This is a genomic window from Niallia yueguangensis, assembly GCF_052663115.1.
On record NZ_JBQTCX010000035.1, the window covers coordinates 12,633 to 32,235 of the forward strand.

Annotated in this window: 17 protein-coding genes; 9 read left to right on the forward strand and 8 right to left on the reverse strand. The window is 34.4% G+C overall.

The genetic code is table 11. From position 1 onward, the window contains the following. Nucleotides 1–125: 125 nt before the first annotated feature. On the reverse strand, nucleotides 126–986 hold the full coding sequence (locus tag ACTYA4_RS20980) for a S66 family peptidase (protein WP_443482885.1): 861 nt from the start codon (nucleotides 984–986) through the stop codon (nucleotides 126–128). A gap of 698 nt (nucleotides 987–1,684) precedes the next feature. Here ACTYA4_RS20980 and ACTYA4_RS20985 point away from each other — a divergent pair. After that, complete coding sequence (locus tag ACTYA4_RS20985; protein WP_443482884.1) at nucleotides 1,685–2,074, forward strand: hypothetical protein; 390 nt, start codon at nucleotides 1,685–1,687, stop codon at nucleotides 2,072–2,074. A 68-nt stretch (nucleotides 2,075–2,142) separates the two neighbouring features. Beyond that, a complete protein-coding gene (locus ACTYA4_RS20990) occupies nucleotides 2,143–3,147 on the forward strand; it encodes a TolB-like translocation protein (protein ID WP_443482883.1) in 1,005 nt (334 codons plus the stop codon). A 398-nt stretch (nucleotides 3,148–3,545) separates the two neighbouring features. Here the strand turns inward: ACTYA4_RS20990 and ACTYA4_RS20995 are convergent, their stop codons facing one another. The 6 genes from ACTYA4_RS20995 to ACTYA4_RS21020 form a co-directional block, all read right to left on the reverse strand. Beyond that, a complete protein-coding gene (locus ACTYA4_RS20995) occupies nucleotides 3,546–4,790 on the reverse strand; it encodes an ABC transporter permease (RefSeq protein WP_443482882.1) in 1,245 nt (414 codons plus the stop codon). Next, nucleotides 4,783–5,682: an ABC transporter ATP-binding protein gene (locus ACTYA4_RS21000; RefSeq protein WP_443482881.1), complete on the reverse strand. Its 900-nt coding sequence runs from the start codon at nucleotides 5,680–5,682 to the stop codon at nucleotides 4,783–4,785. Before ACTYA4_RS21000 ends, ACTYA4_RS20995 begins: the two co-directional genes overlap by 8 nt. A gap of 1,000 nt (nucleotides 5,683–6,682) precedes the next feature. Continuing rightward, complete coding sequence (locus ACTYA4_RS21005) at nucleotides 6,683–6,892, reverse strand: hypothetical protein (RefSeq protein ID WP_443482880.1); 210 nt, start codon at nucleotides 6,890–6,892, stop codon at nucleotides 6,683–6,685. 326 nt (nucleotides 6,893–7,218) lie between these two features. Beyond that, nucleotides 7,219–8,406: a macrolide family glycosyltransferase gene (locus ACTYA4_RS21010; protein ID WP_443482879.1), complete on the reverse strand. Its 1,188-nt coding sequence runs from the start codon at nucleotides 8,404–8,406 to the stop codon at nucleotides 7,219–7,221. Nucleotides 8,407–8,794: 388 nt separating this feature from the next. Then, the gene (locus ACTYA4_RS21015; RefSeq protein WP_443482878.1) at nucleotides 8,795–10,303 is read right to left on the reverse strand and encodes a coproporphyrinogen III oxidase; all 1,509 of its coding nucleotides are present in this window, start codon (nucleotides 10,301–10,303) and stop codon (nucleotides 8,795–8,797) included. Nucleotides 10,304–10,408: 105 nt separating this feature from the next. Next, nucleotides 10,409–11,275 (reverse strand): Cof-type HAD-IIB family hydrolase, encoded by an 867-nt coding sequence (locus ACTYA4_RS21020; protein WP_443482877.1) that lies wholly within the window; start codon nucleotides 11,273–11,275, stop codon nucleotides 10,409–10,411. Nucleotides 11,276–11,817: 542 nt separating this feature from the next. Here ACTYA4_RS21020 and ACTYA4_RS21025 point away from each other — a divergent pair. Then, nucleotides 11,818–12,012, forward strand: coding sequence for an alpha/beta-type small acid-soluble spore protein (locus ACTYA4_RS21025; RefSeq protein ID WP_443482876.1), 195 nt, complete (start codon nucleotides 11,818–11,820; stop codon nucleotides 12,010–12,012). A 192-nt stretch (nucleotides 12,013–12,204) separates the two neighbouring features. Here ACTYA4_RS21025 and ACTYA4_RS21030 read toward each other — a convergent pair whose 3' ends face one another. Then, nucleotides 12,205–12,555, reverse strand: coding sequence for a YlbF/YmcA family competence regulator (locus tag ACTYA4_RS21030; RefSeq protein WP_443482875.1), 351 nt, complete (start codon nucleotides 12,553–12,555; stop codon nucleotides 12,205–12,207). Nucleotides 12,556–13,148: 593 nt separating this feature from the next. On the opposite strand from ACTYA4_RS21030, the gene ACTYA4_RS21035 reads away from it, so the two are divergent. The 6 genes from ACTYA4_RS21035 (at nucleotide 13,149) to ACTYA4_RS21060 (ending at nucleotide 19,581) form a co-directional block, all read left to right on the forward strand. Further along, nucleotides 13,149–14,507 carry a YheC/YheD family endospore coat-associated protein gene (locus tag ACTYA4_RS21035; protein WP_443482874.1) on the forward strand — a complete coding sequence of 453 codons (1,359 nt, stop codon included), beginning with the start codon at nucleotides 13,149–13,151 and terminating at the stop codon, nucleotides 14,505–14,507. 191 nt (nucleotides 14,508–14,698) lie between these two features. Then, on the forward strand, nucleotides 14,699–15,793 hold the full coding sequence (locus tag ACTYA4_RS21040) for a YheC/YheD family endospore coat-associated protein (protein ID WP_443482873.1): 1,095 nt from the start codon (nucleotides 14,699–14,701) through the stop codon (nucleotides 15,791–15,793). After that, a complete protein-coding gene (locus tag ACTYA4_RS21045; protein WP_443482872.1) occupies nucleotides 15,771–17,132 on the forward strand; it encodes a YheC/YheD family endospore coat-associated protein in 1,362 nt (453 codons plus the stop codon). Before ACTYA4_RS21040 ends, ACTYA4_RS21045 begins: the two co-directional genes overlap by 23 nt. Next, the gene (locus ACTYA4_RS21050) at nucleotides 17,129–18,316 is read left to right on the forward strand and encodes a YheC/YheD family endospore coat-associated protein (RefSeq protein WP_443482871.1); all 1,188 of its coding nucleotides are present in this window, start codon (nucleotides 17,129–17,131) and stop codon (nucleotides 18,314–18,316) included. The genes ACTYA4_RS21045 and ACTYA4_RS21050 overlap by 4 nt, the downstream gene beginning before the upstream one ends. A 60-nt stretch (nucleotides 18,317–18,376) precedes the next feature. Further along, complete coding sequence (locus tag ACTYA4_RS21055; RefSeq protein WP_443482870.1) at nucleotides 18,377–18,544, forward strand: hypothetical protein; 168 nt, start codon at nucleotides 18,377–18,379, stop codon at nucleotides 18,542–18,544. A 134-nt stretch (nucleotides 18,545–18,678) separates the two neighbouring features. After that, nucleotides 18,679–19,581 (forward strand): PucR family transcriptional regulator, encoded by a 903-nt coding sequence (locus ACTYA4_RS21060; RefSeq protein ID WP_443482869.1) that lies wholly within the window; start codon nucleotides 18,679–18,681, stop codon nucleotides 19,579–19,581. Nucleotides 19,582–19,603: the final 22 nt, after the last annotated feature.

A 19,603-nucleotide genomic window follows, 5' to 3' on the forward strand; every position in this document is an offset into this window, starting at 1 on the left:
CGGGAGCCTCCTCGGCGCTATGCGCCTGTGGGGTCTCCCTCTGACTCGCTTTTCCCGCAGGAGTCTCACACCTTCCACTCCAATCAACATAGTGCCAATATCAACAATAGCTTTAACATAGCCTATTAACTAAATGTCATTTTTACGCCCAGCGGTAGACAATGAGCATCTGGACCATGTCCTAAAAATGGCGTTTTTGCTATTGGCACATTATATGGTTTCGTCACTTCTAGCAATAGTTCTTCTGCTGTTGGCGTACTCCCCTTTGTTTCCATTTCCGTAAATGTTCCAAGAAGCACCCCGCTGCATTTTTGAAAAAATTGCAGCTGATCCAATTGTGTAAATAGTGACATCAACGTGGCAGGTCCTCCTCCTAAACTTTCTAAAAATAAAATTCTATTCGTAGGATCGGGTAAATACTTTGTTCCTGCCAGTTTCAAAAAACATCTTGTATTTCCTCCGATGATTTCCCCTTCCATTTTTTCGCCGCGGAGCCATGTGTAAGAAAATGTCTTCCAACTATTATCAGAGAAAAATAAATCCGTAAAAAGACGCAGCTGATTTTGCTGATCAGAACGAACTAGATTACTGATCTGATAATGGTAAGCTGGAATAGCGCTGCATGCTACAATCACATTATTAATCACGGATAAATCACTTAATCCAACAAAAGGTTTGTGGCTTTCAGCAATGCGGTTGAAATCTAAATACGGCAATACTTGATTAGCTGCATCTCCCCCAGATATATCAAAAATAGTTTTTACTTTATCATCAGTAAATAATTTCATTAATTCCTCTCCCCGCTTCTTCGGAGTGCCGCTAAATGGGGTTCCATCTACACAATAAATAGTGTCGGCAAATTTTACTTGCAACCCTAATTGTTTTAACTTTGTTTCAATCGCATCCATTTGCGTTTTCGCTTCGATTGGCCTCCCATTAGAACAAGCAATTAAACCAACTGTATCTCCTTTTGACAGTAGCACCATATTACTTTTTCTCCTTTCCCTTTATTAGTTCGATATTTATAAACATGATAATCTACGTAGTTATATAGAAGATTAAACACATCAATATTAAACAAGTATTAATACTCTTTTAAACCAGCTGTTAAATTTATACTAGTATATTTCTAATGATATCATTTTCTCATACAATAACAGGGAGGTTCCCCATATCTACCAGATATCCTCATGAAGAAAACAATGCTTTTACTGAATATCTGAAAAATATTAATAAGAAATAATAGCAGCTCCTATATACGAACTGACTTTTTATTTTAATGTAAAATGCCCCCTGCTTAATATTTGTTCAATGAATGTTGGATATTAAACATACAAAATGAATAAAAAGGAAAGGACTGATTCTCATGGCAGTATCAAATGAAGTACATTAAAAATGGATGGATGAGAAAGTTAAGATTCTTGTCCATACTTTGATGTTGATTTTACATCGGTCAGTGTAAAGAGCACAATAGTCGAATCAAATGCAATTTAACTGATAAGGTTCTGCTTGGACTAAGTTATTTTAAATCAAAAGGGAATATATAGCAGTTTTATTTTAATATTAGATGCTGAATTAGAGTAATAATCTATTTGCTTAATTTATATAGTGTAATAAATATTCTAGAAGGAGGGTAGGAAAAATGAGCTTCTCGTCTTACATAAATACTAAAGGAAGTGAAAAAATGGCTAATTTTAAAAAAATAACCATACTTCCTTTTGTGCTAACTTGTTTTCTAGGTTCTATTACAGTTATAGAATCAAACGCAACTGTAAAAACTGGAAAAATTACTTTTTATGATGGTGTAGGTAAAATAGGAGCGGATGAAAAAAAATTAACTAGATATGACTGTGCTGTAAGTTATCAATATAGAAAAAGAATTTTAAGAGGAACCCCAATTGAAACTACTAATGTAACCAAAAGAAAGACTGTTACGCTTTATAAATGGGACTATGGGAATTTCAAAGATCCTATTATTTTAGATGTACAGAGAGATGCTTATAAATATGATCTTGGCGGTGTCATTGATAGTAGTGGCGGTGGTTGGATTAGTAATGGAAAAATAAGTTACTAGACTATAAACTTATCCCCTATCATCATAATATAATTTGAAGGTAGGGGACTTTACTGGAGGTGTCACTAATGAAAAATATAAGAAGTTTTATTTTATTGTCTTTATGTACTTTTTTACTTCTTGGATGTAAAGCTAGAGATACAGAAACCAACTCAAGCATGACACGAAAAAATAAAGATATTTTATATATAGACTACATTGATAACATTAATCATTACTTATATGAATTTAACGTGAATACAAAAAAAGAACGTTTAATTTTTATGAAACAATTAGAAGAATATCCAACTTCCTCATATTCTCCAAAGACACAGAACGTATATTTTGCTAGTAAGTATAATGAATCATTTCAATTGTTTAAAGAAAATAATAATAATAAAATAAAGCAGCTAACTAAGGATTTGAGTTATGTAGATTTACTCGTACTAAACCCTTCAGAACAGGTTATTTATATGAGAGCTTTAGTTAATAAAGATGATCGAAATTTTAAAATTGCCGTATATGATATTAAGAATGCTCAATATAAAATTATAAATCCTAAAGATAATGAGTCTTCTGTAATTGCATTTGATTATAATTCTAAAACAAAAGAGTTGTTAGTTGTAACCAAATCAATAAAAGAGGAGTTTGAAAATATAGATAAAGCTAATAAAAATAATTCTTCTTTCACTCCACCTCACTTCCATTTTTCTTTATACACCAATAAAGGAGAATATAAAAAAGAAGTGTTGGTGTTAAAAAAAATCGTTAGAAGTGCTACGCTATCTGAGAACGGAAAAGTACTTTTAATAAATTATAAGGATGGACTTAAAGATAATCAACCATCAAAAATCGTTTCCTTTAATTTAGATGATAAGAAGACAAAAATACTAATGGAAGATACGGAAAATTATACAGACATTAGACAGCCTATAATGAGTAAGGATAATAGAGGTTTTTATTTCATCTCTGATACTAATGGAAAACAAAGTGACCAAATTTTAACACATATAAATTATTTTGATTTTAAGACCAACTGCGTGAAGCAAATATGGAATAAAACTAATGGTCAACCCGTTAGAATATATTATTAATATTAAGCTTATCATTTGCCAATAGTTATGAAAGTACAAGGTGGTTTAATGTGGTCATTTGACTATTATAGGGGTACTGGATGGAAGGACTAAGAACTTATTCTAAAACAAATGAAAATGTGAATTAATAAAAACGAATAATATATCATATCTATTCATAGTTACCCCTATCATACGAAAACTAACATGAATCTCCCCTTCCCTCCTGTATAGAATACAAGATAAATAATTGCCGTCTCCCTCACAATGAAGACGGCGGAGCGGAGCTAAACCATCCTACTTACTAATACTAAGCACCCTATTTGTAACCATACGGTTAAAAATAGGCCGAGTTCCGACCCTTTTCCATAAAAAAAGCACTTTCCCGATAGAGAAAAGTGCTTTTGTGGCCCGATTTATTACTCTTTTTTTGTAAGCTGAAGTGCCTTTTTAATATCTTTATAGGAATTTGATTTTCCATACATTAAGACGCCGCCTTTGTACACTCTTGCCCCAAATACAGCAAGAATAATAATGGAAACTATTAATATTACCATGCCTAAAATTGGTTCCCATACTGGCAAGTTTAACATGCCAACCCTCATAAACATGAGCATTGGTGTAAAAAATGGAATATAAGAAGTAACCGTTACAAATGCCGTATCAGGAGCATTTAATCCAAACATCGCAATCATAAAACCGGCAACAACTAACAAGGTCATCGGTGTAATCATTTGCTGCACATCTTCTATTCTGCTGACAAGCGAACCAAGAAGCGCTGCCAATGTAGCATATAAAAAGTAGCCGAGAATAAAAAAGACTGCTGCATAAATAATGGTTGAAACCGGTACATCACTAAAACCAAAAAAACCGCCCATCGAGTTTAAAGCTTTATTATTTGTCATAAAATAATAGCCGACAGAAAGTAATAGTACTAGCTGGGTTAAACTTAAAAGACCTACTCCAAGTATTTTGGCAAACATATGTTTAATAGGAGAAACACTAGAGATCAAAATTTCCATCACACGGGAAGATTTTTCTGTTGCTACTTCCATCGCAATCATATTAGCATACATAATAACCGCAAAATAAATAAGGAATAATAATACATAAACAAGTCCACGTGCTTGATTTAATTCTTCTGCTGTTTTTGCATCTTGTTCAAGTGCTACTTGATCAAATGACACAGGTTCATTTAATTTTGCAAGCTGTTCACTAGTCAAATTCAATTGTGCTGCTGCTAAATTTCCTTTCACTGCTTGAATATTCGTCATCAAATCATCTGAGACCGAAGAATCAGCAATATTCATTGAATAATAAGTAGCAGTTGGAAGCTTTTCCTTATTATAATCGATTACTAATAATCCTTCATATTTTTCATTTTCGACTGCTTTTTTCCCGTTCTCTACACTATTTTTATATTTTACGAGCTCCATATCACTGTTTGATGCTTTTGATGCTTGTTTAACCTGTGAAAATAATTCATTTGTCTGATCAATGACTGCAACTTTTGTGCTATCTTCTCCGTCAAAGGTTTTGATAATCGTTTGCATATTCGATAATGCTACAATAAGCACAAGGGTGATCGCAGTTGTAATAATAAAGGACTTTGTTTTCAGCTTTGTTGCATACGTATGAAATAGAATCGTCCAAAAGTTATTCAAGAGAAGCACCTACCTTTTCAATAAAAATATCATTAAGCGACGGCTCTTCTAGTGCAAACTTTCGAATAAATCCTTTATTAACGATATCCTTCAAAATCTTCTCTGCAATTTCCTCTCCTTCTATTTGCAAAGAGACACCTTCTGTTGTTTGTTTTAATTTAACGACGCCAGGATAGTCAGCTAAAAAAGCAAGGTCAAAATCAGCATGTATCGTTACATTCTTTTTTCCAAAGCTTCTTTTTACTTCTTTTAAGGAGCCATGTACTACCGGTTTTCCTTTATGCATAATACAAAGATGTTCACACATTTCTTCCACATGCTCCATGCGGTGACTCGAAAACACGATCGTGGTCCCAGCATTTTTTAAATCGATAACCGCACTTTTTAACTGCTCTACATTTACAGGATCAAGACCGCTGAAAGGCTCATCGAGAATTAACAACTGCGGCTTATGCAACACAGCACTAATAAACTGAATCTTTTGCTGATTCCCTTTTGAAAGCTCCTCTACCTTTTTATTCAAATAATCGGGAACTTTAAAGCGGTTAAGCCAATATTCCAGCTCTTGCAATGCTTTCTTCTTGTCCATACCTCTTAACCTTGCTAAGTAGACAAGCTGATCTTTTACTTTCAGTTTTGGATACAATCCTCTTTCTTCCGGAAGATATCCGATATAAGGACTTGTTTCATAATCAATCTTTTTATTGTTCCATGTAATTTCCCCTTCACTGTTTCCTAAAATCCCAAGAATCATACGAAAGGTAGTCGTCTTTCCTGCCCCGTTTCCACCTAAAAATCCAAACATCTCTTTTTCAGGGATGGAAAGAGATAAGTTGTCAACAGCAAGAAAAGACCCAAATTTTTTCGAAACATTTTTTAATTCCAACGTCATGCCGCTCTCCTCCTCACTCTTTTTTTACGAAAAAACATAGAAAAGGTTTCAAGGTTTTGGAAACTATTGCGAAAAAGATGTTTTCTACTCCCATCACGCAGTTTTCCTTATTGCCGGATAGATTATTTAATCATAAAAAATGGGAATAAATCCACAATAAGTCTTATTATATGTTAGAGTTGCAGTATAGAAATATGATTATTTATATTTCTAACTCAAACTTCGCACCTTCAAATTCGTTTGCAAATCTTGATAGGACTTGGTTTAGAACAATAAAAAGTAAGGCTTGGTTTTTATTGTTGAGGTTGCTTTCCACTACGGGTTGCTTCGCTTTCCGCGGGGTGGGAGCTGAGCCTCCTCGGCTTTGCCTTGCGGGGTCTCAGCCTTCCCACATTTCCCGCAGGAGTCTTCGCACCCTCCGTTACAAGCAACTTGTTTTAAAATAAGTTCTTGTTTTCGAATTTTATTACAAGGTATTATTGCTAAACAATAGTAGCGTTGATTTTTTTCATGTTATTATTCAACGTTGTTCTACCAAAATGTGCCGCTTGAGTCTATTTCTATAAGGTGGGTGTTTTCACCAGTTCAGCGACAGCAACTAATTGATCAAACGGCTTGATTGGAGTGGAAGGTGCGAGACTCCTGTGGGATTAGCGGGTTAGATGAGACCCCGCAGGCGCAAGCGCCGAGGAGGCTCATCGCACGCCCCACGGAAAGCGAGCATCCTGAAACGGAAAGCAAGCCCCTATTTGTAAGGAATAATGTTTGCAAAAAAACACCCTAGAAGACTAATCAATCACCCTTTTTTAATTGCCCTAAACCAAGTTATAGCAATACATGAAGAGGAATTTATAACTGCGAAGTTTGAGTTATAATTATTAGATTAATGAAGAAATAGGAGAATAATAGACGATTAATGAAAGAAATTTACTGAATAAAATAAAAATAGCACCAACTTCTATTAAATTAGAAATCGGCACTTCGTTTATTCGCTATACGTTTAGCGTGACGCTTTTGGCGGTTGGCACACGTCACATTTACGTTGGTGATTATTTTTAAATTTCGTAAATGTTCTTTCAAAACTGCTACCACATGCACATTTAAAAAGTAACTTTTGAGAAAAACCGTGATATTCCGTCGTTAGCAACTTACTTTCCGAATTGTTCTCAACAAATTCTTTAATTTTACCTATTGTCCATCGTTTATTCATTCTCTTACACCTCCATATTTTATCGCTAGGCGGAGGCTTCTCTTGGCATCCGTTCAATTATGAGCAAAAGTCGTAATTATCCTAAGTTTTTCATTATAACATGAGCTGGCACACAATTAAACAGATCGTTATTTTCTTTATTGCTCAAGTAAGTTAAGTGAAATCATATAAAATGAAAGGATTCTTGACTATATTTATGATCCGCTAGTAATTTTCTACTCAAATAAAACGGTATTACTTTCAGATTTTCCGAATGTGAGAGTACTTCCTTTAGGGAGGAACCTTAACACTTCTTGTCTTCCTTATGAATACTTTTGATATGAAATTTAACTTCTTTTACTTCCTAAAAAAGAATCAATTTCTTTGAGTGCTAGTTCTACCCCTCCACAATCATGGAAACTATCATTAATTTTTTTGATTCCTTCTTTATATTCATTTTTTAATAGAACTTCATTTACTGCATCTTTCAAAGACTGAACCTGAATATTATCTTTTGATAGTCTGTAACCAGCACTAAGCTCTGTTAATCGCTGAGCTACCATTGGCTGATCTTTGTCGTGAGGTATTACAACTAGAGGGACATTATAATGGATGCCTTCATTGACACTATTCATTCCGCCATGTGTAATAAAAACGTCTGATTCACTTAACACTTCTAATTGAGGGACATAGGAAGAAATAATAAAGTTGTCAGGTGCTTTTTTGATTTTAGAGAAATCAGCCCTTTCTCCAGCTGCTATGACAACCTTTCCTTGGAAATCCGAAAAGGCATCGATGCAAATGTTAAAAAATTCTTCCACTTGATCTAGAATCGTTCCCATTGAAATATAAAGTACTTTTTTATCTTTTAACTCTTCAAGAGGGAATTGATTCGTTTCCATTCTCTTTGGAAAGCTTGGCCCTATAAAAATATAGTTATCACCGAAAAGTTCGTTGTTAGGCTGAAAATATCTACTTGTGTATACAATCGTTAATTCCCCATCATTATTCATGAATTGAAGCATGTTCTCTGGTGAAACACCGAACCTTTTTTGGATTTGATCCAATAATTTTTCAGCATGTTGATCAGGATGGAATGGAGTTTCGGAATCTGGATGAAAAGGATGCTTTTTGAAAAATTCATTTGGCACTAAAAATGAAGGAGATGAAGATATACCCGGAACATTTAAATAATCTCGCACTAATTTACCCGCTCCAAATCTATCATAAAAAATAAAATCAAACTGAATGCTTTCTGATAATTGTTTCGTGATTTCTAGTGTGTCTAAGGAAGTTTGAATATGAATGTTCAAAAATGTTTGCACCCCTGAAAGAGTGGAAGCGTTAATGGAGGTTTTTCTAAGTAGATCTGGATGAAGATGAACTTTCGCTCCAACACCTTCAAGTCTTTCCTTAAATTTTTCAGTAGTAATATAGTGTACATTGTCTCCTCGTTCAGCAAATGCTTTTACAATGCCGAGAGTAGGGTTCACATGCCCTTCTGCTGGAAAATTAATAAACAATATATTTGACATTACCGATCACTCCTCCAAGTTTTTTCTATCTATAGTCCCATTGTTGCTGGTTTTCTATTTTGCTTCATCCTTTCTTATATTTTTGATAATTAAATCATATCTAGTTATTTTCCAAGATGCAAACCTATTGATCAATACTCTGTAATTTTCTTACATCAATTGTCAAGTCAATATATTTAAATCATGAACGTTAATTGAAATATCATAAAAACCTTTTAATAAATGGAATATCTATAAAAAGAAAGGAATCCATTTTGATCAATCTTTTTTCAAAATGGATTCCCTTTATATCCCTTATTATAAGGATTTGTGGGCTATTTTTGACCAAACTTTACTCAATTGCTATATCAAGGGCTGTCATCATAATCAATTATACTTTGTCTACAATTTAGTTTACTTCTTCCATAAAAAAATGTTCATTTAACAAGTTAATTTTTCTGTCTGTATATTCTTTAAAGCTATCATTGTATGTTTTTGGATCTTTTGGATTGGAAAACTGTGTGATTTTCCCTGTTACAGGGTGAATAAATTTGCTGGAAGCTCCACAGCCAATGCCGATGACTGTTTGCAATTCTTCCATCATCATAATATTGTAAATACTTTCTTGATTGCGTTTTGAGTAGCCGACATTTTCTAAATTTCCTAAAATATTTTTTTGGCGATATAAATAATACGGAACATAGTCGAATTGTTCTGTCCAATCTTCTGCCATTTTCATCATCTGTTCGATTTCGCTTCTTTCTGCCACTTTGTACTTTGCTTTATTTCGTGTCATTTCAGAAGCACGTTTAAACGATAACGTATGAACCGTTAATGATTCTGGCATCAGTTCTTCTGTTTTGTCTAATGTGTGCTGAAACTCCTTAATCCCTTCTCCTGGCAGACCGATAATTAAATCCATATTAATATTATTCATTCCATGCTCTCGCGCTAAATAATATTTATCGATCGTCTCTTCTACCGTATGATGTCTGCCAATTGCTTTTAGCGTTTCTTGCGTATAAGACTGTGGATTAATGCTTATGCGATCAATCTTATATTTGTTTAAAACAGCGAGTTTTTCCGGGGTAATTGTATCCGGCCGTCCTGCTTCAACCGTTATCTCGCGAATATTTTCTACGTGTGGAAAAGATGCATGCATTTGTTCATACAACATATCCATTTCTTCCGCTGTTATACTTGTTGGTGTTCCTCCGCCATAATAAACGGTTGTAATAGCGATATTTTTTTCTTTTAGCCATTCACCTATTTTTTGCATTTCATAATGAAGTCCCCCTAAAAAAGAGGTAACGGAACCTTGTCTACCATTAATCGCATAAGCGGGAAATGTACAATACGCACATTTAGTTGGGCAAAAAGGAATGCCGATATAAATGCTTACTTCTTTTTTTAAGTCGTATAAATCTGGAATAACCGCCAATTGACGATCAATAATTTTTTGCATTAACGTTATTTTTTCATCGGACATTAAATATTCTTCTTTTAATAACTGATGTGCCACATCCATTGGAACATCGTTCTGTATATGACGATGCAATAATTTGGTAGGGCGAATTCCAGTTAGAATTCCCCATTTCTGCACCATTCCTGTATATTCTTGCAGCACCTTTAAATACACTTGAGAGATTGCATTTTTTTCTTGCTTAAAACGTTCTTTCTCTGTCAGCTGCTGTGTATTTTTTGTACTCTTAAAAGAGCTGGTTCCTTTATGGTTTATTGCTTGCCCACTAATTGTATACAAGGAGTCAGAAGAGCTTACAATAAATTCGATTTGAATCTCAGCTTCTTCTTCTTTATTAAAAGTCACTTTTGTATCTTCAAAAAATAAGTTTCCTATATGTTCTAACGGTCTAATTAAACGCTCATCTGTTAAACCACTTATTAAAATTACCTTCATTTTATATTCACCTTTTATTATTTTGGAGTCATTAAATCTTCATTATACTTTATGTTTTAAAAAAAATCCTCAGTTTTACAAAACTAAGGATTTCAAACTATCTGCTTACTTTATAATATTCATTTTACGAAGAAATTCAATTGGCTGCTGTTTGCGGAAATGTTCTTTTACCATATAGGCTACACCATGTTGATTATTCGATCTTGTTACCCAATTTGCTGCCCTTTTTAACTCATTTGATGCATTGCCCATTGCAACGCCAAGACCTGCCGCTTTAATCATTTCTAAATCATCCATGCTGTCTCCAATGACTACCATTTCTCTGCTTTTTATACCGAGTTGTTCTCCAAGGTATAATAAACCGTTTAATTTAGAAACGGCTGCCGGCAATATTTCCAAACGCCATTCATTCATCTGGACAATATTAATATCATCAAACATTTTTTCCAACACCACTTTTGCATCTGTACAGTCTTTTTTATCTTCAAAATACACTTCAATTTTTGGGGGACTAACTGGTTCTTCTAATAAAACATCGCTAAGCACATCAACGAATTGATGAGAATAAAAGACAGGGTCTCCAGATGACAGCACCGTTTTTGCTAACATATTATGATTCAACTTTGACTTATTAGCTAGAGAAAATTTCTCATGCACTAATCGAATTTGACACATAAACCCTTCTAAGAAGCGAACAATTTCATAAGCAAGATCATCTGCAATTCTTTTTACATAAATCGGTTTTTCTAAGTTAGTAGCAATAAGTGCGCCTTGATGGGTCACAATATGATTATTTAGTTTTAATGCTTTTGCGACTTTTTTTGCAGACGGGAAACTTCTCGATGTAACTAATGTCACATAAATCCCTTTTTGCTGCACATATTCAATTGCATCTTTTGTTGATTTGTTTAAACGGCCATTTGATTGAAGGAGAGTACCATCAATATTTAAAGCTAATAAGCGATAAATCATATATTTATCCCCCGTTTCTAGGTTGTATTTTCTTTATATATCATGTATGTCTAAAACAAGCATAATAGAACCTAGCTAATAAATAATGGCAACTTCCTTTTCGGTAGGCTACCCTGAAAAAAGTTCCGCAGCGTGAATACACTACGCTTTCCGCGGGCGAGCGCCGAGCCGCTTCGTCGCTACGCTCCTGCAGGGTCTCGTCTGTCTCGCTTTCCCGCAGGAGTCTTCGTGTATTCACACTGCTCTGCGCTATAAATGTGGAGACTGTTCGTTCCATGCACCATGGTGCAAATTTTGTTGCATGGGTGTCTCCCCTGAAAATAAGCTCTGTTAAAAGGAGATTTCCGAAGCTTATCGCCCGCTTTCCGCTCCAATCAACTAAGTATCAAAATCAACAATTAGCTTTAACACAGCCTTTTGGTAAAAACCCTTGAGATTAAATTGGAAATATTTTTATAAAAAAATATACGCATAAAATGTGACAATTTTTTTAAACTAATAAATGTAACACAAAAACACACTTCAAGGAGGAAACATTCATCATGGCAACTAGTAATCAACTTGTAGTACCAGGAGTATCTCAAGCATTAGATCAAATGAAATATGAAATTGCAACTGAGTTTGGAGTAAGCCTAGGAGCTGAAACTACTTCTCGCGCTAACGGATCTGTTGGGGGAGAAATTACAAAAAGGTTAGTTCAAATGGCTGAACAGCAACTTGGTGGAAGTAAATTCTAATAAATATGGCTAAAACACTGCCCGTTCCTTTTTAGGAGCGGGTTACTTTATTGTACTACGAAGGAATTTTTCGCTTTTTTATCACGACTATCTTAGACAAAACTCCTCCTTTTCTTTCGTTTATTTTCTTCAAGCCTCGCTCATTCTCCATAACAAAAAGAGCGAACCACCTAAAGGATTCACTCTCTTTTCTTATTGAGCTGGACCATATAATTCTTCTAATGGTTTCATAATAATCTGGTTTAATTCACCGATTATCATGCTCATACGTTGCTCTGCTTCCATCAGCTTTGCAATTTTTTCATGTTGTTGTACTAGTGCTACTGTTTTTTGAGCTTGTTCTACTTCTTCTTGTGTAATTTCTTGACCTGTCATTTGTTTTTGCTGTAATTGCAGTTGAATGTTGCGGAAGTTATCAAACATTGCTTTAGCAGATGGATCTCCGTTCACTTCATCATACATTTTCTTCAAATTATTATATTCATTACTTTGACGGATGGCCTTTTCAAGTGAATAAGCAGAATCATGTAAATTAATCGTCATTTTAACCACTCCTTTTTTTGCAATTGCCTCCACTATAACAAACTATCCGTCATATTGCCAGAATGAAGGCTAATAAGAAAAGCGGAAGCGCCTTGTTCAGCACCGAAGAAAAATGTTCTCATGACTCGAAAAGTGTTTTTTTACTTTTAGAGGCATGAGGTTATCTTTCACAGGGGCTAGGCGCTGGAGCTAGACATCTATTTAACTTCAGAAAATTTATGCTTATTACCTTGATGGTAAACCCAGTTGAAAACTTTCATTTGCATATTTTTCTGGTATGTAGGATCGTAATCACCATTTTTCATTTTTTTCATAGGATACCGTATCAGCATTCGCCTAGATTTGCATCTATTATTTATTAAGGCTGTTTTCGTATAGATTGTTGCTTTGAGATTCGCAGCCTGAATACACTTCGTCCGTTTAGCGAACGTCGAGCCTCCTCGTCGCATTCGCTCCTGTGGGGTCTCGTCTTTCTCGCATTCCCACAGGAGTCTACGTGTATTCAGTCTGCTGAGTACTTCTTCTCCCATTTTTTTTACGTAAATAACAACAAACTTTGAGAAAATAGTCTTTATTAAAAATGAGGAATTATCATGGCCAATCATTTTTTGCAGCTTTCCATTAAAGAGGATTCCTCTCTTTCAGGATTCACTATTACAATGAGTCCTTCTTTGCTTCATTACTGGGGAATTAACGAAAATAAAAAGGTGTTTATTCAGATTGGAATAACGACTGTAACTGTTGTCGTACAAGAACATCGGCATGAAAAGCAAACGGTTTTCTTTAGTAAAGATGTAATGGAACAACTTAAATTGCCTGAACAAAACTTATATTTTCTTGCCCAATTTTTCAGGCAGACAGAAACAATATTTTTAGGTCCCATTGTTGCTATTCTAACCGAGATAAAAGAAAACAATGATATTACTCCCGATTTTCGTTCTCTTCGTCAGCTTTGTGAAGAATTAAAAAATGAAATTTCAGATATTGGCGGCCTTATATACGTTTGTGGATTACAGGATTTTTATACTGATTCTATAACAGGCTACTCTTATCAGCACAATAAATGGGAAAAGACTACTTTACCATATCCAACTGTTGTTTATAATCGTCTTCATTCCAGGAAACTAGATGCCAGTGTCCATTTTCAACACTTGAAGAAATCATTAGGAGAAAAAGCAATCCCATTATTTAACTCACAGTTTTTTTCTAAATACGATACACATCTTCTTTTGGAAAAAGATGCTCGTATTCAAAAGCATTTACCAGAAACAAAAAGACTATCAAAAGAAGCAGTAGAAATGATGGTTAAAAGCTACACTTCCATTTATATTAAGCCAGTACATGGCAGTCAAGGACGCAACATCATCCATCTAACTACAATAGACAATAAGTATTGTGCTACTGCCTCGTCTGGAAAACAGAAAGGCAAAAAACACTTCTTTTTTTCTACGGAAGAACTTTGGAAATGGATTCAACGTTTTACGAAAGATAAAATCTATCTTATTCAAGAAGGGATAGATTTTCAGCCATTCCAGCGGCGTTCCTTAGATTTCCGTGTGCTTTGTCATAAAAATTATGATAATCATTGGAAAGCAACTTCCATTGTCGCACGTGCCGCAAACAATGATGCATTTGTCGCAAATTTAGCACAAGGAGCAGAACTTCTGCAGGCGAAAACTGTTTTACCTCTATTGTTCGGAAAAGAACACGCTCAAGCGTTATTAATAGAATTAAAAAAATTAGCTGCAGACGTGGCAGAAATTATTAGTGAAAATACGGATGGTTATTTAGGAGAAATGGGAATTGACATAGGAGTCGATACAAATGGAGCGTTATGGATTATTGAAGCAAACTCCAAACCTTCTAAAAGTCTTGACGAACCTTCTACTAAAGTAAGACCTTCTACAAAAGCCCTATTAGAATATTTTATAAGACTTTCTTTTCCAAATTAGAAAAGCGCAAGCGCATTGTTCAGCCCTGAAGAAAAATGTTCACTTGGCTCAAAAAGTGTTTTTTACTTTTAGAGACAAGAGGTTATCTTTCACAGGGGCTAGGTGCTGGAGCTAGACAAAGAAAAGCGGAACCGCCTTGTTCTTCCCGAAAAAAATGTTCTAATCTTTTAATGACAAAGGAGATAGATAAAATGAATCGTTTCGGTATTATGACGCTTTCCCTTGACAGTGAATCTAGTTATATAAATGGAATTGCTAATTATTGTGATCCATCTGCCTTTCAAATTTTTCATTTTGTTCCATCCACTTTTGATCCTTTTACAGAAAAGGTAAAGGGTCGTATGTATAACCATGAAAACAACACTTGGGTTACAGGAGAATTCCCTATTCCTACCATTCTTTATGACCGTTGTTTCTATCATGAGAGCAGCCATTCTCATCAATGCAAAAATATCGTCTCCTGGTTAAAAAACAGAGAAGATATTAAGTTTATTGGCAATGGGTTGCCGAATAAATTAACCCTTTATGATGTTTTAAAAGAATCAAGATTAAAAGCATACATTCCGAGAACAAAAACGCTGCGCAATGCTGAACAATTACTTGCTGAATTATCTACTGCTCAACCTGTCATCATCAAACCAATTAACGGTTCACAAGGTAATGGCATTTATTTTATCCAAAAGAGAAACAAAGAAATTTTTGTAAAAACAGACAAAAAAAACAAACAGGTAGAACATAGCTTTTCTGATTCCGAAAAATTTATTGCCTGGTTAAACGGTTTATTAGCGAAAAACGCTTATTTAAGCCAAGCATATTTACCTTTATATAATCAAAGCAAGCAGCCATTTGACATTCGTTCCCTCTTACAAAAAAAACCTTCTGGAAAATGGGAAATAGTCGAAAAAGGAATTCGTTTAGGGGAGCCTAACCGAATCATTTCCAACTTAAGTGCTGGAGCTGATGTTATCCCCTTTCGTGATTGGTTAAAACACACTTCCTTTCGTATGAAAAACTTTTTAGAAAATGAGGTGAATGATATCCTTTCCACTATTCCTCCTGTTTTAGAAAAATCATTTCCTTCTCTGTTTGAACTTGGAGTGGATATCGGTGTAACAGCAAATGGCTCATTATGGATTCTTGATGTTAATTCTAAACCAGGAAGGAAAGTTATCTTAAACGCTTATCCTCATTTAGAAGAACAATTATATAAAGCTCCCACACTTTATGCAGCATCTATACTTGCTGAAAAAGGAGGAAAAATGAATGCAAAAACAGTATCCGATTGAGATTATTTCACAGGAACGCAACACGATTTTTATCCCAAATGAAAGTGAAATAGCACTTCCTTTACAAAAAATATCATTTGGCTCCATAAAAATGGATAGCATCGTAAAAAAACAATCTAAAAATATCATCAGCATTAGTCAAGACCTTGCACAAGCACTTCACATTCCTGTAGAATCTTCTGCTGTTCATCTTTTTTTTGATCATGATACCCTTTATATTGGTCCGTTAATCGGCATTTTCACTTCTGGTTTTTCTCCCATTAAAGTAAGACCCATTGGTGATCGGACACTTATCTTCTCTAAGCTGTTGTCTGTTCAAAAAACAGTTGGCGTGATTGCCTTTTTATTTGGCGAACAGCATATTAATTGGGATAATTCTACCATTAATGGTTTATTTTATAGCGATGGCGGTTGGAAGACAATAGAAGTGCCTTTCCCAAACATCGTGTATGATCGGATTCCAAATCGTAAAAGTGAAAAACAAGCACGGATAAAAATGGCGAAAAACCGGTTGCAAAAGGACTATTTAATCCCTTGGTATAATCCTGGATTTTTTAATAAGCTAGATATTTATGAACGCTTGCTGCAAGAAAACAGCATTGCTGATTATTTACCTGAAACGCACCTGTTCACCTCGTTTTCCACTGTAGAAAGAATGCTCAGCAGCTTTGGGCATGTTTATATAAAACCGAAAAATGGCAGTTTAGGTAAAGGCATTTATCAAGTAATTTATGATAAAAAAGAAAATTATTATTTTGTCCGTTTTCAAGATAGCACTGGACAAAATCGTCTGCAAAAATTTGAATCCCTTGAAAAATTGATCAATCACACTTTTCGCAACAAAAACATCACCAATTTTATTATTCAACAAGGAATTTATTTAATTCGATCTGATAAAAAGCCAATTGATTTTCGTATTCATACAAATAAAAATAGATTGGGTCAATGGGAGGTTACTGCCATTTCCGCAAAAATTGCCGGATCAGGAAGCGTTACAACACATATTAATAACGGCGGAATGATTAAAAGTATAGAGGAATTAGAAGAAATAGATATTGAAACAAAGGAACTACAAAATAAATTAAGCGCTGCTTCCTTAAAGATAAGCGCCGCGTTGGAAAAACAATTAGAAGGAATTATTGGAGAAATTGGTTTTGATATTGGAATCGACCGAAAAGGAAAAGTATGGCTATTTGAAGCAAACTCTAAACCAGGGAGAAGTATTTTTAAAGACCCTTCCTTAAAAAAATATGATGTATTAACAAGAAGACTTTCTTTAGAATACGCCATTTTCCTGATGGAAAAAAGTATAAAAAAACCTGAGGATATGTACCGATGAATGTTTATTATGACTCCAAAAAAAGGTGTTGGAGTATAGTAAACAAAGAAGATAGAACAATCGGAAGCAATAAGATAAAGCTTGCTGCCATTAAAACAGTTGAAAATCATCATTACCCGTTTCCTATTGTGGAAACAGAAAAAAACGCTGGGCCGATTGTTGGAATTCTCACTTCCTATAATAATAAGAAGAAACTAGTCGGCAATGGTCCACTATTTATTAGGCTGCAAACAGAGTTGCGAGCTTTAGGTGGAATCATCGTTGTCTTTGCTCCCGAAGATGTCGAAGAAAACGGTATAAGCGGCTTTGCATACGTCCATGATGAAAATCGCTGGATATATGTAAAAAGTCCGCTTCCACATATCGTATATAATAGAATTCCATTTCGAAAAACAGAAAAAGATTCGTCTTTTCATCGTGCTATCGCTATTTTTTCCAATAATTCGATTCCCTATTTTAACCCTTCCTTTATTAATAAGTTTGATCTGTACCAAGTTTTAAAAATGGATAAAGTATTAAAAAAATTCTTACCAGAAACAATCTTAATCACACAAAAAAAGGAATTAGGCACCTTCCTACTTAAACATAAAAATATATATATTAAAGCAGTACAAGGATATAAAGGAAAAAATATTTTTAATATTTATTTTAATGAAGATTCTTCCATCATATGCAACAGTTCGTTTACGACATCCACTTTTCCATCCTTCGATTCATTTTGGCAAAGTTTCGAGCAATCACAAAAAAACACGATTTTTATTGCTCAACAAACGATTGATGCCGCTCTATTTCATGATCATCGCTATGATTTCCGCATTCTCATCACCTATAATCATGATAAGTATACGTTAACAGGTGTAGGAATAAGACAGTCTGTTTCCCAAGAAATTACTACTCATATACCAAATGGCGGTCAACTGCTTTCCTATGATCTCGTTCAAACTGCAGAACATGATGACTTTATTCACTTATTAGTGGAAAATTGCGGACCTGTTTTATCGGAGCACTTTGGGTTTTTTGGAGAATTTTCGATAGATGCCTGTGTAGATAAAGATGGAAATTATTATATATTTGAAATCAACAGCAAACCAATGCTGTTTGATGAAGAAGAAATTGAAACAAAACGCTGCAGGCAGCTGATTAATCTTTTTTATCAGCTTTCCCATACAATGATTAAAGACTGAACAAAATAGAGAGAATATTTGCCGTTGAATCTATCCATCCTAATCAGAGGAGGGATATTAATGAAGAAAAAAGATTTGCTATACGAAGGGAAAGAAGCTGCCTATCTAGATATTGACCGTATGATTAATGAAGGGATGGGCGGCGGTTATGTTGTTCATCGAGCCGATACTACTAATATCGAGGAAGCAAGGGATCTCCCCGAAGAAGACCCTCCACACACTGTTTAAGTTTTGTCTATGGAGAGAATCAGAGAGAATAGTACTAACTTCTGATTCTCTTTTATTTATTGCCGGCACCCTTTTTCTATTATAAAATTAAAACAAAAAATTAATCGCTTTCTTTAATGGCTATAGGAGGCATTATGAAACATAAATTACTCTCTTACTTCCAACATGCAATTGAACAAACATCTCCCCCTTCATCATCGCAACTAGAAACATATCATTGGTTTATACTTTCTGCTCAGAAAGAATGGTTTGGGATCCCTAAAAAGGAAATCAATGATTCACAGCTTGATTTACTTAAAAACTTATTTGATTATTTTATACTAGAGGAAAAAAATCACAAAGAAGAATTAGTATGGAAACAATTTCTTTTTTTGCAAGGTAAAATTCCTTCCGATATAGAAGCAACATCCATTCGTTTGATTCAGTTTCATATTCAAGGGAAAGAATGGGAAAAAAAACTAATGAACGACGCATTTACAGACTTTATTGGCAAAAATAATTTATTGATTTGGAAAAATCATCATGAAGGGGTGATAGTGGAGAAAAATCAACACAATCTACAAGAAGAGGCATTCGCTTCTTTTTCCAAAGCGATACAATCAGATTTTTATGCAACTATTACTTTTTTTATCGGAAAAGAAGTAAAATTAAATACAACATTACCAGTAATTTTCACCCAAGAAAGAGAGTTATTTTCAAAAGGTTTAGAGATTATTCCGTCCCAAAATGTTTTATCGTTTGAAAAAATTCTCCCTACACTATTTATCCATAGATTATTAGAAAATGAATTAGAGCTTTTTTATCATTGCTTTTCTATTTTTAAAGAAGATAAAGAAATACTACATACCATACAAACATTTATAGAAAATAATGGTCATAGCACCAATACAGCAAAGCAGCTTTTTATCCATCGAAATACGCTGCAATATCGTTTAGATCGATTTACCGAAAAAACTGGCTTTCACTTAAAAGATTTTAACAGTTTATTTACGATTTATCTTGCCTGTTTATTATTTCATCCTGGGCACAAGCAATAATGCAACATTATAATTAACTAGG

Coding starts and splice junctions, on each gene's coding strand:
- ACTYA4_RS21045 (WP_443482872.1), top strand. CDS start 15,771: ATGCAAAAACAGTATCCGATTGAGATTATTTCACAGGAACGCAACACG.
- ACTYA4_RS20985 (WP_443482884.1), top strand. CDS start 1,685: ATGGCTAATTTTAAAAAAATAACCATACTTCCTTTTGTGCTAACTTGT.
- ACTYA4_RS21025 (WP_443482876.1), top strand. CDS start 11,818: ATGGCAACTAGTAATCAACTTGTAGTACCAGGAGTATCTCAAGCATTA.
- ACTYA4_RS21055 (WP_443482870.1), top strand. CDS start 18,377: ATGAAGAAAAAAGATTTGCTATACGAAGGGAAAGAAGCTGCCTATCTA.
- ACTYA4_RS21015 (WP_443482878.1), bottom strand. CDS start 10,303: ATGAAGGTAATTTTAATAAGTGGTTTAACAGATGAGCGTTTAATTAGA.
- ACTYA4_RS21020 (WP_443482877.1), bottom strand. CDS start 11,275: ATGATTTATCGCTTATTAGCTTTAAATATTGATGGTACTCTCCTTCAA.
- ACTYA4_RS21000 (WP_443482881.1), bottom strand. CDS start 5,682: ATGACGTTGGAATTAAAAAATGTTTCGAAAAAATTTGGGTCTTTTCTT.
- ACTYA4_RS21030 (WP_443482875.1), bottom strand. CDS start 12,555: ATGACGATTAATTTACATGATTCTGCTTATTCACTTGAAAAGGCCATC.
- ACTYA4_RS21040 (WP_443482873.1), top strand. CDS start 14,699: ATGAATCGTTTCGGTATTATGACGCTTTCCCTTGACAGTGAATCTAGT.
- ACTYA4_RS21035 (WP_443482874.1), top strand. CDS start 13,149: ATGGCCAATCATTTTTTGCAGCTTTCCATTAAAGAGGATTCCTCTCTT.
- ACTYA4_RS20990 (WP_443482883.1), top strand. CDS start 2,143: ATGAAAAATATAAGAAGTTTTATTTTATTGTCTTTATGTACTTTTTTA.
- ACTYA4_RS20980 (WP_443482885.1), bottom strand. CDS start 986: ATGGTGCTACTGTCAAAAGGAGATACAGTTGGTTTAATTGCTTGTTCT.
- ACTYA4_RS21010 (WP_443482879.1), bottom strand. CDS start 8,406: ATGTCAAATATATTGTTTATTAATTTTCCAGCAGAAGGGCATGTGAAC.
- ACTYA4_RS21050 (WP_443482871.1), top strand. CDS start 17,129: ATGAATGTTTATTATGACTCCAAAAAAAGGTGTTGGAGTATAGTAAAC.
- ACTYA4_RS21005 (WP_443482880.1), bottom strand. CDS start 6,892: ATGAATAAACGATGGACAATAGGTAAAATTAAAGAATTTGTTGAGAAC.
- ACTYA4_RS21060 (WP_443482869.1), top strand. CDS start 18,679: ATGAAACATAAATTACTCTCTTACTTCCAACATGCAATTGAACAAACA.